Origin of the sequence: Acidovorax sp. PRC11 (genome assembly GCF_031844105.1) — a bacterium.
In the GTDB taxonomy this organism is placed as follows: domain Bacteria; phylum Pseudomonadota; class Gammaproteobacteria; order Burkholderiales; family Burkholderiaceae_C; genus Paracidovorax.
On record NZ_JAUZUQ010000033.1, the window covers coordinates 23,417 to 37,328 of the forward strand.

Below are 13,912 nucleotides of genomic sequence, written 5' to 3' on the forward strand. Positions count from 1 at the left end.
AAAGCTTCGCATGGGGTGATAGCCCCGAGGAATCACCGTGATACCCAGCCTCTCGTCGATCACGTCGCGCCTGCGCTTCCGGCATCTCGGGCTGCTGGTGGCGCTGGAAGAATGCGGCAGCCTGCACCGCGCCGCCGAGCGCCTGGGCATGACGCAGCCCGGCCTCACCAAGGCGCTGCGCGAGGTCGAATCCACCTTCGGCGCCGAACTCTTCGTGCGCACCAAGCAGGGCGTGCGGCCCAACGAACTGGGCCTGTGCCTGATCCGCCATGCGCGGCTGGTGGGCGCCGACCTGGAGCACCTGCGCGAGGAAATGAACGGCGTGCTGCGCGGCAGCGGCGGCCGGGTGGCGGTGGGCGCCATCACCGGGGCGCTGCATTCGGTGCTGGTCGCCGCGGTGTCCGAGTTGCGGCGCACGCAGCCCGCGCTCTCCATCGAGATCCGGGAAAGCACCAGCCTGGAGCTGCTCGACGCGATCAACGAAGGCCGGCTCGACCTGGCCGTCGGCCGCACCACCGTGTCCAGCAACGTGGAGCAGTTCGACTACGAAGAGCTGATGGACGAGGCGGTGGCAGTCGCCGTGGGCCCGCAGCATGCACTGGCGAAGTCGCGCCGCGTGACGCTCGCGCAGCTGGCCCGCTGCCGCTGGGTGTTCTACCCGGGCAACATGCCGCTGCGCAAGCTGCTGGAGCGCGAATTCCGCGAAGCCGGGCTGGAGCTGCCGCCCTACCCGATCGAGACCTCGTCGTCGCTGGCCACCATGCTGATGCTCAAGGAAGACCCGCAGCTGGTGGCGCTGATGTCGTCGGCGACCATGGACTTCTGCGAAGAGCACGGCATCGCGCGGCGGCTGCCGCTGGCCATCGGCTCGCGCCACGAGGCCTTCGGCATCGTCACCCGCCGCGGCGCGCGCCTCACGCCCGCGGCGGCGATGCTGGTGCAGTGCCTGCGCCGCGCCGCCGGCCGGGGCGCCGGGCAGGATGGCTGATCGCCCGCGCCCCGGGGGTGCCGCCGCTCACCCCTGCCGCCCGGCCACCACCACCTGGCCGCTCGCCACGTCGCGCAGCACCGCCATGAAGGCCTGCGCCGCCGGCGTCGGCGTCTCGCCCAGGCGCACCAGCATGCCGTAGTCGGGCATGGCGCGGGGCACGTCCACGTGGATGGGAGCGAGCAGGCCCTTGGCGACATACTTCTCCACCAGCGCGCTCGGCTGCAGCGAGAGCATGTCGGTGATGCGCAGCGATTCCAGCGCGAACAGGAACGACTGCGTCTCCATCACGCCCGAGGTCGGCGTCATGCCGATGGCGCGGAAGATGTCGTCGGACACCTTGCGCAGCGCCGTCGATTCCGGATAGAGCAGCCACGGCCAGTGCGCCAGGCGGCCCACCTCCAGCCCGCGGATGCCGCGCAGCGGATGGTGCGGCCCGCCCACCACCTGCAGCGTCTCGCCGGACAGGCGCTCGTACTGGAAGTGCGCCTGCTGCGCCTCGTCGGTGAAGCGGCCGATCATCAGATCGATCCTGCGCTCGCCCAGCCAGGCGATGAGCTGGTCGCTGCTCTGCTCGCGCACCTTCAGCACCAGCATCGGCCGGCGCCGCTGCATCTCGGCGATCGCCGTGGTCAAGAGGCGCGCGGCCGAGCCCGAGATGGCGCCGATGGACAACTGGCCGTGGCCGCCCTGCTTGAGCGCATTGAACTCGTCCACGAACTTCGCCTGGCCCGCCAGCGCGGAGGCGGCATAGCCCAGCGCGAACAGGCCCAGCTCGGTGGGCCGCATCTCGCGCGGCAGGCGCTCGAACAGGCGCGCATCGAAGATCTCCTCCAGGTCCAGCAGGATCTTGGTGGCGGCCGGCTGGGTGACATGCATCTGTTCGGCCGTGAGCCGCAGGTTGCGGGTGCGCCCCAGGATGTCGAGGAACTGCAGGTGCCGCGAGCGCAGGCGGCTGCAGGCAGTGGCGATGGATAAGGGTTTGCCCTGCATTTTGGGGTGACCGATAACTGAATGGAATGTCCCGTGGAAAAACACTGATTGGACGCCACGGGTGCCGACCCCTAGTCTGCACCCCCGCGACACCCGAGAACCACCGCAGGAGACACGACATCATGCAATTCCACGCAGCTTTCAAGACGTTCGCGCTGGCCACGGCCCTGGCCGCCGCGCTCGCCGGCCCGGCCCTGGCGCAGGTGCGCGAGCACACCTTCAAGATCGGCACCGGCATCTCCGACGACCACCCGCAGGCCCAGGCCTCGCGGCACTTCGGCGAGGTGCTGGCGGCCAAGAGCGGCGGCAAGATGCGCGCCAAGCTCTTCGCCAACGGCACGCTGGGCAACGACGTGACCATGATCTCGGCCCTGCGTGGCGGCACGCTGGAGATGACGGTGCCCGACAGCTCCACCCTCGTGTCGGTGGTGAAGGACTTCGGCGTGCTGAACCTGCCGCTCACCTTCAACACCAGCGAGGAAGCCGATGCCGTGCTCGACAGCGCCTTCGGCCAGAAGCTGCTGGCCAAGCTGCCCGAGAAGGGCCTGGTCGGCCTGGGCTACTGGGAGAACGGCTTCCGCCAGACCACCAACTCGCGCCGGCCCATCCAGAAGGCCGAAGACTTCGCCGGGCTGAAGCTGCGGGTGATCCAGAACCAGCTGTTCATCGACAGCTTCAACGCGCTCGGCGCCAACGCCACGCCCATGCCCTTCACCGAACTCTATTCGGCGATGGAGCAAAAGGCGGTGGACGGCCAGGAGAACCCGACCGCGACCATCCTCACCAGCAAGTTCTACGAGGTGCAGAAGCACCTGGTGCTGTCGCGCCACATCTACAGCACCTGGGTGTTCCTCATGTCCAAGAAGACCTGGGATGGCCTGTCTGCCGAAGAGCAGAAGATCGTGCAGGACGCCGCGAAGGAAGCCACCGCCTTCGAGCGCAAGGCCATCCGCGCGCTGGAAGCCAAGGCGCTGGGCGAGCTGAAGAAGCTCGGCATGCAGGTGACCGAACTGCCGCCCGCCGAGCAGGCCAGGCTGCGCGACAAGCTGCAGCCGGTGGTCGCCAAGTACAGCAAGGAATTCGGCGAGGACAGCACCCGCGAAATGATGGCCGAACTGGACAAGGCCCGCCGCAAGTAACCGAGAACGACATGACCCCACCCGAAGGCCGCCGCTTCCGCTCGCGCGACTGGTTCGCCGACCCGGCGCGCTCCGACATGACCGCGCTCTACCTGGAGCGCTTCATGAACTACGGGCTCACGCCCGAGGAGCTGCGCTCGGGCCGGCCGATCATCGGCATCGCCCAGACCGGCAGCGATCTCTCGCCCTGCAACCGCATCCACCTCGAACTGGCGCGCCGCGTGCGCGACGGCATCCGCGACGCGGGCGGCATCCCGCTCGAGTTCCCCGTCCACCCGATCTTCGAGAACTGCCGCCGGCCGTCGGCCGCGCTGGACCGCAACCTCGCCTACCTGGGCCTGGTCGAGATCCTCTACGGCTACCCGATCGACGCGGTGGTGCTCACCACCGGCTGCGACAAGACCACGCCGGCCGGCATCATGGCCGCCTCCACCGTCGACATTCCCGCCATCGTGCTCTCGGGCGGGCCGATGCTCGACGGCTGGCACGATAACGAACTGGTGGGCTCGGGCACCGTGATCTGGCGCAGCCGCCGCATGCTGGCCGCCGGCGAGATCGACGAAGAAGAATTCCTGCAGCGCGCCTGCGACAGCGCGCCCTCCGCCGGCCACTGCAACACCATGGGCACCGCCTCCACCATGAACGCGGTGGCCGAGGCGCTGGGCCTCTCCCTGCCCGGCTGCGCCGCCATTCCCGCGCCCTACCGCGAGCGCGGCCAGATGGCCTATGCCACCGGCCGCCGCATCGTCGAGATGGCGCACGAAGACCTGCGCCCCTCGCGCGTGCTCACCCGCGAGAGCTTCCTCAACGCGCTGGCGGTGGTCAGCTGCGCGGGCGGCTCCAGCAACGCGCAGGTGCACATCCAGGCGATGGCGCGCCATGCCGGCGTCGAACTCCATCCGCGCGACTGGACGGACCATGCCTACGACCTGCCGCTGCTGGTCAACATGCAGCCCGCCGGCAAGTACCTGGGCGAGCGCTTCTTCCGCGCCGGCGGCGTGCCGGCGGTGATGTGGGAGCTGCTGCAGGCCGGCCGGCTGCACGGCGACTGCGCCAGCGTCACCGGCCGCAGCATCGCCGAGAACCTGCAGGGCCGCGAGGCGAAAGACCGCGAGGTGATCCGCCCCTTCGCCGATCCGCTGATGGACAAGGCCGGCTTCCTGGTGCTCTCGGGCAACCTATTCGACTTCGGGATCATGAAGACCTCGGTGATCTCCGAATCCTTCCGCGCGCGCTACCTCTGCCAGCCCGGCAACGAAGGCGTGTTCACGGCCCGGGCGATCGTCTTCGACGGTGCCGAGGACTACCACGCCCGCATCAACGACCCCGCGCTCGGCATCGACGAGGACTGCATCCTGGTGATGCGCGGCGCCGGCCCGCTGGGCTGGCCCGGCTCGGCCGAAGTGGTCAACATGCAGCCGCCCGATGCCTTGATCCAGCGCGGCATCCGGGCGCTGCCCACGCTGGGCGACGGCCGGCAATCCGGCACCGCCGACAGCCCCTCCATCCTGAACGCCTCGCCCGAGAGCGCGGCGGGCGGAGGGCTCTGCTGGCTGCAGACCGGCGACCTGATCCTGATCGACCTGGTCCGCGGCCACTGCAATGCGCTGGTGCCCGAGGACGAGATCGCCCGCCGCCGCCGTGAACTGCCGCCACCGCCCGTGCCCGCCAGCCGCTCGCCCTGGGAGGCGCTCTACCGCGAGAAGACCGGCCAGCTCGCCGACGGCGCCACGCTGGATTTCGCGCTGCAGTTCCGCCGCATCGCCGAGCAGACGCCCCGCCACAACCACTGAGCACCGGGGCCGCCGCGCCCCCTGCACCCCCCTTTCAGAGGACGAGAACGATGAACGACGAAAGCACGGGCCTGCTGCCCGACGATGGCCTGGCGGGCACGCTGGTGGCGCGCGCCTGGACGCCCGGCCCGCAGGGCGGCCCGGCGGTGGTGGCACTGCGCCCCGAAGGCGTGTTCGACGTCAGCCGCACCTTTCCCACCATGAGCACCCTGCTCGATGCGCAGCAGCCCGCCGAGGCGGCGCGCAACGTCATCGGCGAGCGCCTGTGCGCGGTGGAAGAGCTGCTGGACAACAGCCGGCTCGGAGTTCGCGACGGCGCCCGGCCCTTCCTGCTCGCGCCCTGCGATCTGCAAGTGGTGAAGGCCGCCGGCGTCACGTTCGCCGCCAGCATGGTCGAGCGCGTGATCGAGGAACAGGCGCGCGGCGACGCATCGCGTGCCCAGGAGCTGCGCGGCAAGGTGCAGGCGCTGATCGGCGAGAACCTTGCGGACATCCGTCCCGGCTCCGACAAGGCGATGGCGTTGAAGGCCCTGCTGCAGCAGCAGAACCTCTGGTCGCAGTACCTGGAGGTCGGCATCGGCCCGGACGCCGAAGTGTTCACCAAGGCCCCCGTGCTGGCCTCCGTCGGCACCGGCCAGGAGATCGGCATCCGCGCCGATTCGGCCTGGAACAACCCCGAGCCGGAGGTGGTGCTGGCCGTGAACGGCCGCGGCGACATCGTGGGCGCCACGCTGGGCAACGACGTCAACCTGCGCGACATCGAGGGCCGCAGCGCCCTGCTGCTCGGCAAGGCCAAGGACAACAACGCCTCCTGCGCCATCGGCCCCTTCATCCGGCTGTTCGACGCCAGCTTCGGCATGGACGACGTGCGCCGCGAAACCGTGCACCTGGAAGTGCGCGGCACCGACGGCTTCGTGATGCGCGGCATCAACACTATGGCCAGCATCAGCCGCGATCCGGCGGACATCGTCGCGCAGACCCTGGCCGCGCACCAGTACCCGGACGGCTTCATGCTGTTCCTCGGCACGCTCTTCGCGCCCATCGAGGACCGAGGCGAACCCGGCGCCGGCTTCACCCACCAGCTGGGCGACGAGGTCACCATCCGCAGCGCCCGTCTCGGCGTATTGCGCAACCGCGTCACCCACAGCGAGACCGCGCCGCCCTGGCAGTTCGGCCTGCGCGCCTTCATCAACCACCTGGCCGCGCGCGGCCTGCTGGACGGCCGCAGTCTCTGACGCGCACGCCCTCAGGAGACAAAAACCATGGAACGATGGATGGACCGCTATTGCCGGCTGCTGGATTTCCTCATGGCCGGCGCTCTGGCGGTGATGGTGGCGATGGTGTTCGGCAACGTCGTGCTGCGCTACGCCTTCAACACCGGCATCACCGTGTCGGAAGAGGTGTCGCGCTGGCTCTTCGTCTGGCTCACCTTCCTGGGCGCGATCGTGGCCATGCGGCACCACGGCCACCTGGGCGTGGACATGCTGGTGAGCCGCCTGCCCGACGCGGGCAAGAAGGCCTGCGTGGTCCTGGGCCAGGTGCTGATGCTCTGGGTCTGCTGGCTGGTCTTCTCCGGCAGCTGGACGCAGACCCGGCTGAACATGGACGTCACCGCGCCCACCACCGGCTGGTCAATGGGCTACTTCTACCTGGTCGGCGTGGTCTTCGCCGCGTCGGCGGCGGTGTTCCTGCTCTACGACCTGTGGCGGGTGCTGAGCGGCCAGCTGCGCGGCGACGCGCTGGTGATGGTCAAGGACTCGGAAGAGACGGCGGAATTCGACGCCCTGCAGGCACGGCTGGCGGAAGAAGACCGCCTGGCCGCCCAGGCCGGCGCCACGCGCGGGCCCGATGCCGCGGATACGCGGCACAAGCCCCGCGGATGAGGAGCCCCGCACCATGACCATCGCCGTCTTCCTCCTCTCGCTGCTGGGCGCCATGGCGATCGGCATCCCGATCGCGTTCTCGCTGCTGCTGTGCGGCGTCGCGCTGATGTGGCACCTCGACATGTTCGATGCGCAGATCCTCGCCCAGAACCTGATCAACGGCGCCGACAGCTTCCCGCTGCTGGCCGTGCCCTTCTTCATGCTGGCCGGCGAGATCATGAACACCGGCGGCCTCTCCAAGCGCATCGTCGATCTGGCGCTCACCCTCGTCGGCCACGTGCGCGGCGGGCTGGGCTACGTCGCCATCGTCGCGGCCTGCGTGCTCTCGGCGCTCTCGGGCTCGGCGGTGGCCGACGCGGCCGCGCTCTCGGCCCTGCTGATCCCGATGATGGTGGCCGCCGGCCACGACAAGGCGCGCTCCGGCGGCCTCATCGCCGCGGCCGGCGTGATCGGCCCCATCATCCCGCCCTCGATCGGCTTCGTGATCTTCGGCGTGGCGGCCAACCTGTCGATCAGCAAGCTGTTCCTGGCCGGCATCTTCCCCGGCATCCTGATCGCCGGGGCGCTCTGGGCCACCTGGTGGTGGCAGGTGCGCAAGGAGAACATCGTGCCGCCGCCGCGCCGCTCCCGCGGCGAGGTGTGGGCCGCGTTCCGCGAGGCCGGCTGGGCGCTGATGCTGCCGCTGATCATCCTGGTGGGCCTGCGCTTCGGCGTCTTCACGCCCACCGAGGCGGCCGTGGTGGCGGCGGTGTATTCGCTCTTCGTGGCCGTGGTCATCTACCGCGAGCTCAAGCCCTCGGAGATCTACGGCGTGTTCGTCACCGCCGCGCGCACCACCGGCGTGGTGATGTTCCTGGTGGCCGCGGCGCTGGTGTCGGCCTGGCTGATCACCGTGGCCGACCTGCCGGGCAAGGTGGTCGGCCTGCTGGAGCCCTTCATCGGCAGCCCGATCCTGCTGATGGTGATGATCATGCTGCTGGTGATCGTCGTCGGCACCGCCATGGACATGACGCCCACCATCCTGATCCTGACGCCCGTGCTGATGCCGGTGGTCAAGGCCGCGGGCATCGATCCGATCTACTTCGGCGTGCTGTTCATCATCAACAACTCGATCGGCCTCGTCACGCCGCCGGTGGGCACGGTGCTGAACGTGGTGGCCGGCGTGGCGCGTATCCGCATGGACGACGTGATCCGCGGCGTCTGGCCCTTCATGCTGGCCGAGTTCGCCATGATGTTCCTGATGGTGGCCTTCCCCGCGCTGGTGATCTGGCCCGCGCGCCTGCTCTACGGTTGAGGCGCGCGGGCCGCCGGGCGGGTTTCAGGGCATCGTCGGCAGCTCGTTCGGCCGCAGATCGAACACCAGCACCTCGGCGCCCTCGCCCCGGGCGAAGTTCAGCGGCCCGGCGTTGCGGATGCGGGCGCCGTCGCCGGCGTCCAGCCGCTCGCCGTTCACCTCCACGCTGCCGCGTGCCACATGCACGTACACATGGCGGTTAGGGCCCACCGCCAGCTCGGCGGATTCATCGGCATCGAACAGCCCGGCATACACGCGGGCATCCTGTCGCACCGCCAGCGAACCATCGGCGCCTTCCGGCGAGATGATCTGGCGCAGCCGCCCGCGCTTGTCCGCCTCGGTGAAATGCACCTGCTGGTAGCGCGGCCGGGCACCGCGCTCGTTCGGCACGATCCAGATCTGCAGGAAGTGCACCGGCTCGTCGGCCGAATGGTTGAACTCGCTGTGCTGCACGCCGCTGCCGGCGCTCATCATCTGTACGTCGCCCGGGCGGATCACCGAGCCCGTGCCCATGGAATCCTTGTGCTCCAGCGCGCCTTCCAGCACGTACGAGAAGATCTCCATGTCGCGGTGGCCGTGCGTGCCGAAGCCGTTGGACGGCGTCACGCGGTCGTCGTTGATCACCAGCAGATCGGAGAACCCCTGCTGGTTCGCGTCGCGGTAGTGGCCGAACGAGAACGTGTGGCGGGACTGCAGCCAGCCGTGGTTGGCGGTGCCGCGGTGCTGGGCCTTGCGGATGTCGAGCATGTCATTTCTCCTTTGCTGATTCGATGGAATTCACACTGCGCGCCGGGAGCCCTTCTGATCGTCGCTCCCTGGCGTTTCGTGCTGCGATGGAAGAAGTATCCGGCGCCAAGACCCTCCAGAGGTTGAAACGTTTGGCGGCCCATCATCGATAATTTCGATGATGCAAACCACGCGGACCCGGCCATGCTGAAACTCACCCTGGAAGCCATCGAACTGGTGGACGCCATCGCACGCCACGGCTCCTTCGCGGGCGCGTCGGAGCGGCTGCACAAGGTGCCCTCCACCATCTCGTACGCCATCGCCAAGCTGGAAGAGCAACTGGGCTTCGCCCTCTTCACCCGCAATGGCCCGCGCGTCGCGCTCACGCCCGCCGGCCAGGAATTGATCCGCGAGGGCCGGTGGCTGCTCTCATCGGCCCGGCAGCTCGAATCGCGCATGCGCCAGATCGCCACCGGCTTCGAATCCGAAGTGCGGCTGGTGCACGACTCGCTGATCCCCACCGAGGCCTTCAACCCCGACATCTGCGCCTTCGAGGACCTGGACTGCGGCACCCGCCTGCGCATCGCCAGCGAGGCCCTGACCGGCACCTGGGAAGCCCTGCGCGAGGGCCGAGCCGACATCATCGTCGCCGCCGGCGAAGGCCCGGCCGGCGGAGGCTACAAGGCCATCGCCGTCGGCAGCCTGGCCTTCGCCTTCTGCACCACCGCCACCCACCCGCTGGCGCAACTGCGGCGCCCGCTCACCCGTGCCGACCTGCTGGAGCACACCGCCATCGTGGTGGGCGACGGCGCCCGGCAACTCACGGACCGCACCGTCGGCCTGCTCTCGGGCCAGCGGCGCATCACCGTGCCGACCATGCAGGCAAAAATAGCCGCCCAGGCCGCAGGCCTGGGCCACGGCTTCGTGCCGCGCGCCTGCGTGCGGGTGGAGCTGGAAACCGGCGTGCTGGTGGAGTTGCAGGTGGAAGAGCCCCGGCCCGACGAGACCTTCTGGCTCGCCTGGCGGCCGGAGCACATGGGGGAGGCGCTGAAATGGTGGCGGCAACGGCTGGACCGGGCGCTGCTGCCGGGGATTCTTCCCTATTGATGGATGGGTGCCCAAAAGGCGAGCGCCTGCCCGGGGTTTGAACTCTGTCGGATACTGCTAAAAATAATATTTCTGGAGCGTATCCAACGCCTGGCGAACGCGCCGATCGTTAGCAGTTCCGGCACTTTCCGGCCTGCCGGTGCGGATACCTCCCCCCGTTCGTCGTCCATGGTTCTCGATCCCTTCACCCTGCTCGTCATCACCGCCGCCCTGGCGGCCGCCTCCGCGCTGTACCTGGCTTCGGAGTGGAGCACCGTGCGCGAGCGATCGCTGCTGCTCTGGAGCGCAGGGTTCGGCGTCATCGCCGTCGGCAGCGCGCTCGCCCTGCTGCGCTCCAGCGGCTTCCTGTTCGTGGGCATCTGGTTCTCCAACGGCTTGCTGATCGTCGCCCACGCGCTGTTCCTGGCTGGAGTCGCCGCGTTCAGGCGTGCCCGGCTGCCGCGCACCTGGTGGCTGTTGGCCGTCGTGTGGCTGGCGATGCTGTGGCTGCCCGAGGGGCCCTGGTGGTCCAAGACAATGCTGGGCGTGCAGTCGCTGCTCATCGCTGGCATCACCGTGCGCGCCGGCCTGCTGCTGCGCCCGCAGGGCAGCGCCGCTTTGAGCGTGGGCGCGGCCCAGCTGCGCTTCGTCCTGTGGGCGCACGGCCTGTTCTATCTGGCCAAGGCCGCATCGGTGGTGGTGCCCGACGCATTCATCAACCTGGCCAGTTTCCGGGGCGTGGTCATCCAGGTATCGCTGGTGGAAGGCGTGATGGCGATCATGCTGCTCGCCATGTCCATGACCGGCACCGAACGCCACCGCCGCGAGGAACGCATGGCCCAGATCGCCGCCCGCGACCCGCTCACCGCCCTGGACAACCGCCGCGCGCTCTACCTGCGCGCCCCGGCGCTGCTGCGTCAGGCCTCGCCGGCCAGCCCGTGCGCCCTGCTGCTGATGGATATCGACAACTTCAAACAGGTCAACGACCTGCACGGCCACGACGCCGGCGACCGCCTGCTCATTACGCTCAGCGACCTGATCCGCAGCACCCTGCCCAGCGGCGCACTGGCCGCCCGGCTGGGCGGGGACGAGTTCGTGATCCTGCTGCGCGACGCGTCGGCCCCGGCCGCGCAGGCCCTGGGCCGGGAACTGCGCGAGGCGTTCTCCGAACAGGCGAGCACGATGTTCGCAACGCCGGAGCCCGTGTCGCTCAGCATCGGGGCGACTTTGTTCGACCAGCCCGATGCCGAGCTGTCGCATTGGCTCAAGCGGGCGGACGAGGCGTTGTATGCGTCGAAGCGTCAGGGGCGGGATCGGATGGAGATCGTGCTGGCGAAGCCGGCAGGGGGACTGCATTGATGCGTCCTTCTTGACGGGCATGGCCATGGTGGGCGGCCGGCTGTCTTTGAGCTTCAGCGGGGCGTTCTGGCCGCGACGGTGCACGCGAGCGTTCGGCCACTTTGGAATCCAACGCCGTTATCGGGCGACTCGTTCGCGACCAGCAGCGAACGCTGAGGAACCGACCTTGGCGAGGCGGCTTCAGGCTGGCAGAGTCATTCCGACTATGGAATTTCACTAATCAAAGGGTGGCAAGTGCCCCTGCTTCGAGCCCCTCCCGCGGCCTACTTGGGCCACCGAGCAGCCGCCGGCCCCGCCATTAAAAAGCTACACTGTGCGGCTACGCCGCAAGGTTTGGTGGCGCGTTTAAGCGGTCGCTCTCACACTAGATCTTGGGCGAACACCATCCTTCTCCATGACCGAAACCGAACGCTCTCGCCTAATTGCTCGCATCTTCTCCCGACCCGTGCTTGATGACATCGCACAGCGGGGAGCAGCAAAGCACGTCGCGAAGCGACTCGTGGGGCTCGGTGTGCGGCCAGCCAAGCGCGACGCTTCCGTAGCGGACCTGTTCGACGCATCGCTTGCTGAACTGGGACAGGAATTTCGCTGCGAGTACGTGTACAAGGCAGCCATTGCCAACCGCATTGTCTTCGGCAGACATAGCCCTCGCACTTCCAGCATGAGCATCGAGCTCGGCGTCGCTGGTTCCATCATCGATGTAGCCGTTTTCAACGGAACTTCGACGGCCTACGAGATCAAGACGGAGTACGACAGCCATCGACGATTGAACACGCAAACACCTGCGTATCTTCGAGCCTTCGATAGCGTCTACGTGGTGACACATCCAGACCTTGCTCCACGCTACGCATCACTGGTCGACGAACGTGTGGGCATCCTTTGCCTTACCGACAAGGGCAGCCTCCGGGAGGTGCGTAAGTCCGTCCGTGACATTTCTCGCATTGAGACCGCAGTCGTCTTTCGCATGCTGCGCCGTCAAGAGTACATGGGCGCGGTTCACAAGCACTTCGGACCTCAACCAGAGATGCCCAATGGGCGTCTCCATCAGCATTACGAGCAGCTCTTCTGCCGCCTGACCAGTCAGCAAGCGCACCAGGTACTCGTCTCCACCATGCGTGCGCGCACGACTGACGAAGATTCGGTGGCATTCGTTTCCTCCCTGCCGCAGAGCCTGCGCGTGTTGGCGTACGAGACGCCTCTTTCACGACCTAAGCGACAGCGCCTTTTGGATGCACTTGCCGAGTTAATTTAATCCCACTACATTTGCCTCCTAACTATTAAATTGCGTAACAAATACGCGATGGGGAGGTGTCATGTATTTCCCGTTTGTCTACGGGCGTCGTTCCGAATTCCTAGCCTTGCGTGCCATGCTGAACGACCGTAGGTCGCTTGAGGCTCTGGTGCCGGTGATAGAGCCAGTCAAGCGCAATAGCGCAGACCTTGCCAGATGCATTAAGGAGTTTGGCAAGGCCGGCCAAACATTGGCAGTCATCCTCAACCCAGACAAACATGAGCTGAAGCCAAAGGACGAAGCAAAGGCATGGCTCAACGAAATCCTGAAGGTCGTTGATGAGCACGCTTCCATCTTGCCGACTTTCCGATGCGTCTCAACTACGACGCTCGCCCGTGTTTTGGCCTTCCGCAAGCGCTTTGCCGGGCGAAAGGTCGCTTTAGCCTACTCAAGCCCGGCCTTGACTGACGCTGAGCTAAAAACGCTTGCCGACGATACGAACGTGCGTTTCCACATCGTGTTGAACGAGAAGATGGCCGTAGCTCAACAGATGCTCCTGCCGTCTGCAAAGCGGGTTGACATCCGCGATTATTTCAACAAGTTGGACCGCAACTCCGATTACGACGGCGCTGAGCTCTTCACAGACCGGCACAAGACGTTCAAACCCTCGTGGGTGGGATTCGGCGACTATGCAGCTATTGGCTCAGCGTTCATGCCGGGTGGCGGAAAGCCCGCGGCCGTAGCGATCCACGCCGTTTACAAGCACAAGTCCAACGACGTCTGGATTGAGCACTTCGTGTCTGACGACACCGACAAAGATGTCGGGAGCACCGATGACAAGTTCCTCCAGGCCGCCCGCAAGCTCGTGAAAGCAGTGAAGACCCGCCCCAAGGAATTCGGCACAAATTTCGCGCTAGACGGGTATGCAAAACACGTCGCAGGGAGCCACTTCCCCGGGCTCGGTACGAACAAGGTTCTGCAGATAGAACATCACATCTGCCTAATGCTGGACCTACTTGATGGCACTCTCTAGAGTCGGCGCGAACTTTTTGGGACCTGCGGTCCAGACGACATAGCTTGCCCGCAGCAAAGATATCCCATGTGAACAGCCTTTTCTTGTCAGATGAGGTGTGATCAGTGTCGCCACTCCCTACCTCTTTTGGCAAATGTGTTGCCAAGCCGCGCGACTGGTTTACAGCGCCGTAGGCGTACGGGCATCGGAACGTGTTCGGCGGCTAGCATATAACTCAAACCGGCTCAAATAGCTGTCCCGACCTGTTCCGCAGGCTAGTTCCGCTATCGCTACAAAGCCTGCCTCTGCACGAATGAACAACACGACTAAGGCCAGCTCCCAGTGGCCCGGCCGAAACTCTCTCAAGCCCGGTTGGGACTTCCCAAACTCGTAAGCGTTACGCACTGC

The 13,912-nt window shown here is 67.0% G+C and carries 12 protein-coding genes; 10 read left to right on the forward strand and 2 right to left on the reverse strand.

Translation table 11 applies throughout. The features are described from left to right. Positions 1 to 37 precede the first annotated feature (37 nt). Positions 38 to 988 (forward strand): LysR family transcriptional regulator, encoded by a 951-nt coding sequence (locus Q9R47_RS22865; RefSeq protein ID WP_311235413.1) that lies wholly within the window; start codon positions 38 to 40, stop codon positions 986 to 988. Positions 989 to 1,015: 27 nt separating this feature from the next. Here the strand turns inward: Q9R47_RS22865 and Q9R47_RS22870 are convergent, their stop codons facing one another. After that, positions 1,016 to 1,981 (reverse strand): LysR substrate-binding domain-containing protein, encoded by a 966-nt coding sequence (locus tag Q9R47_RS22870; protein WP_311235414.1) that lies wholly within the window; start codon positions 1,979 to 1,981, stop codon positions 1,016 to 1,018. Between the two features lie 122 nt (positions 1,982 to 2,103). On the opposite strand from Q9R47_RS22870, the gene Q9R47_RS22875 reads away from it, so the two are divergent. The 5 genes from Q9R47_RS22875 to Q9R47_RS22895 are packed head-to-tail and all read left to right on the forward strand — an operon-like array spanning position 2,104 to position 8,090. Further along, positions 2,104 to 3,120 carry a TRAP transporter substrate-binding protein gene (locus Q9R47_RS22875; RefSeq protein ID WP_311235415.1) on the forward strand — a complete coding sequence of 339 codons (1,017 nt, stop codon included), beginning with the start codon at positions 2,104 to 2,106 and terminating at the stop codon, positions 3,118 to 3,120. 11 nt (positions 3,121 to 3,131) lie between these two features. Beyond that, the gene (locus Q9R47_RS22880) at positions 3,132 to 4,913 is read left to right on the forward strand and encodes an IlvD/Edd family dehydratase (RefSeq protein WP_311235416.1); all 1,782 of its coding nucleotides are present in this window, start codon (positions 3,132 to 3,134) and stop codon (positions 4,911 to 4,913) included. A gap of 50 nt (positions 4,914 to 4,963) precedes the next feature. Beyond that, positions 4,964 to 6,148, forward strand: coding sequence for a fumarylacetoacetate hydrolase family protein (locus Q9R47_RS22885; RefSeq protein WP_311235417.1), 1,185 nt, complete (start codon positions 4,964 to 4,966; stop codon positions 6,146 to 6,148). Positions 6,149 to 6,175: 27 nt separating this feature from the next. Then, a complete protein-coding gene (locus tag Q9R47_RS22890) occupies positions 6,176 to 6,796 on the forward strand; it encodes a TRAP transporter small permease (RefSeq protein ID WP_311235418.1) in 621 nt (206 codons plus the stop codon). 13 nt (positions 6,797 to 6,809) lie between these two features. Further along, positions 6,810 to 8,090 carry a TRAP transporter large permease subunit gene (locus tag Q9R47_RS22895; RefSeq protein ID WP_311235419.1) on the forward strand — a complete coding sequence of 427 codons (1,281 nt, stop codon included), beginning with the start codon at positions 6,810 to 6,812 and terminating at the stop codon, positions 8,088 to 8,090. 24 nt (positions 8,091 to 8,114) lie between these two features. Here Q9R47_RS22895 and Q9R47_RS22900 read toward each other — a convergent pair whose 3' ends face one another. After that, the gene (locus tag Q9R47_RS22900; protein WP_311235420.1) at positions 8,115 to 8,837 is read right to left on the reverse strand and encodes a pirin family protein; all 723 of its coding nucleotides are present in this window, start codon (positions 8,835 to 8,837) and stop codon (positions 8,115 to 8,117) included. Between the two features lie 183 nt (positions 8,838 to 9,020). On the opposite strand from Q9R47_RS22900, the gene Q9R47_RS22905 reads away from it, so the two are divergent. The 4 genes from Q9R47_RS22905 (at position 9,021) to Q9R47_RS22920 (ending at position 13,525) form a co-directional block, all read left to right on the forward strand. Continuing rightward, positions 9,021 to 9,923, forward strand: coding sequence for a LysR family transcriptional regulator (locus tag Q9R47_RS22905; protein WP_311235421.1), 903 nt, complete (start codon positions 9,021 to 9,023; stop codon positions 9,921 to 9,923). Between the two features lie 168 nt (positions 9,924 to 10,091). After that, complete coding sequence (locus Q9R47_RS22910; RefSeq protein WP_311235422.1) at positions 10,092 to 11,261, forward strand: GGDEF domain-containing protein; 1,170 nt, start codon at positions 10,092 to 10,094, stop codon at positions 11,259 to 11,261. Positions 11,262 to 11,655: 394 nt separating this feature from the next. Next, the gene (locus tag Q9R47_RS22915; RefSeq protein ID WP_311235423.1) at positions 11,656 to 12,513 is read left to right on the forward strand and encodes a sce7726 family protein; all 858 of its coding nucleotides are present in this window, start codon (positions 11,656 to 11,658) and stop codon (positions 12,511 to 12,513) included. A 61-nt stretch (positions 12,514 to 12,574) separates the two neighbouring features. After that, a complete protein-coding gene (locus Q9R47_RS22920) occupies positions 12,575 to 13,525 on the forward strand; it encodes a sce7725 family protein (RefSeq protein WP_311235424.1) in 951 nt (316 codons plus the stop codon). Positions 13,526 to 13,912 lie beyond the last annotated feature (387 nt).

What these genes read in the sequence shown, in the direction of transcription:
- Q9R47_RS22920 (WP_311235424.1), top strand. Translation starts at nt 12,575, where the DNA reads ATGTATTTCCCGTTTGTCTACGGGCGTCGTTCCGAATTCCTAGCCTTG.
- Q9R47_RS22905 (WP_311235421.1), top strand. Translation starts at nt 9,021, where the DNA reads ATGCTGAAACTCACCCTGGAAGCCATCGAACTGGTGGACGCCATCGCA.
- Q9R47_RS22885 (WP_311235417.1), top strand. Translation starts at nt 4,964, where the DNA reads ATGAACGACGAAAGCACGGGCCTGCTGCCCGACGATGGCCTGGCGGGC.
- Q9R47_RS22875 (WP_311235415.1), top strand. Translation starts at nt 2,104, where the DNA reads ATGCAATTCCACGCAGCTTTCAAGACGTTCGCGCTGGCCACGGCCCTG.
- Q9R47_RS22915 (WP_311235423.1), top strand. Translation starts at nt 11,656, where the DNA reads ATGACCGAAACCGAACGCTCTCGCCTAATTGCTCGCATCTTCTCCCGA.
- Q9R47_RS22870 (WP_311235414.1), bottom strand. Translation starts at nt 1,981, where the DNA reads ATGCAGGGCAAACCCTTATCCATCGCCACTGCCTGCAGCCGCCTGCGC.
- Q9R47_RS22895 (WP_311235419.1), top strand. Translation starts at nt 6,810, where the DNA reads ATGACCATCGCCGTCTTCCTCCTCTCGCTGCTGGGCGCCATGGCGATC.
- Q9R47_RS22900 (WP_311235420.1), bottom strand. Translation starts at nt 8,837, where the DNA reads ATGCTCGACATCCGCAAGGCCCAGCACCGCGGCACCGCCAACCACGGC.
- Q9R47_RS22910 (WP_311235422.1), top strand. Translation starts at nt 10,092, where the DNA reads ATGGTTCTCGATCCCTTCACCCTGCTCGTCATCACCGCCGCCCTGGCG.
- Q9R47_RS22890 (WP_311235418.1), top strand. Translation starts at nt 6,176, where the DNA reads ATGGAACGATGGATGGACCGCTATTGCCGGCTGCTGGATTTCCTCATG.
- Q9R47_RS22880 (WP_311235416.1), top strand. Translation starts at nt 3,132, where the DNA reads ATGACCCCACCCGAAGGCCGCCGCTTCCGCTCGCGCGACTGGTTCGCC.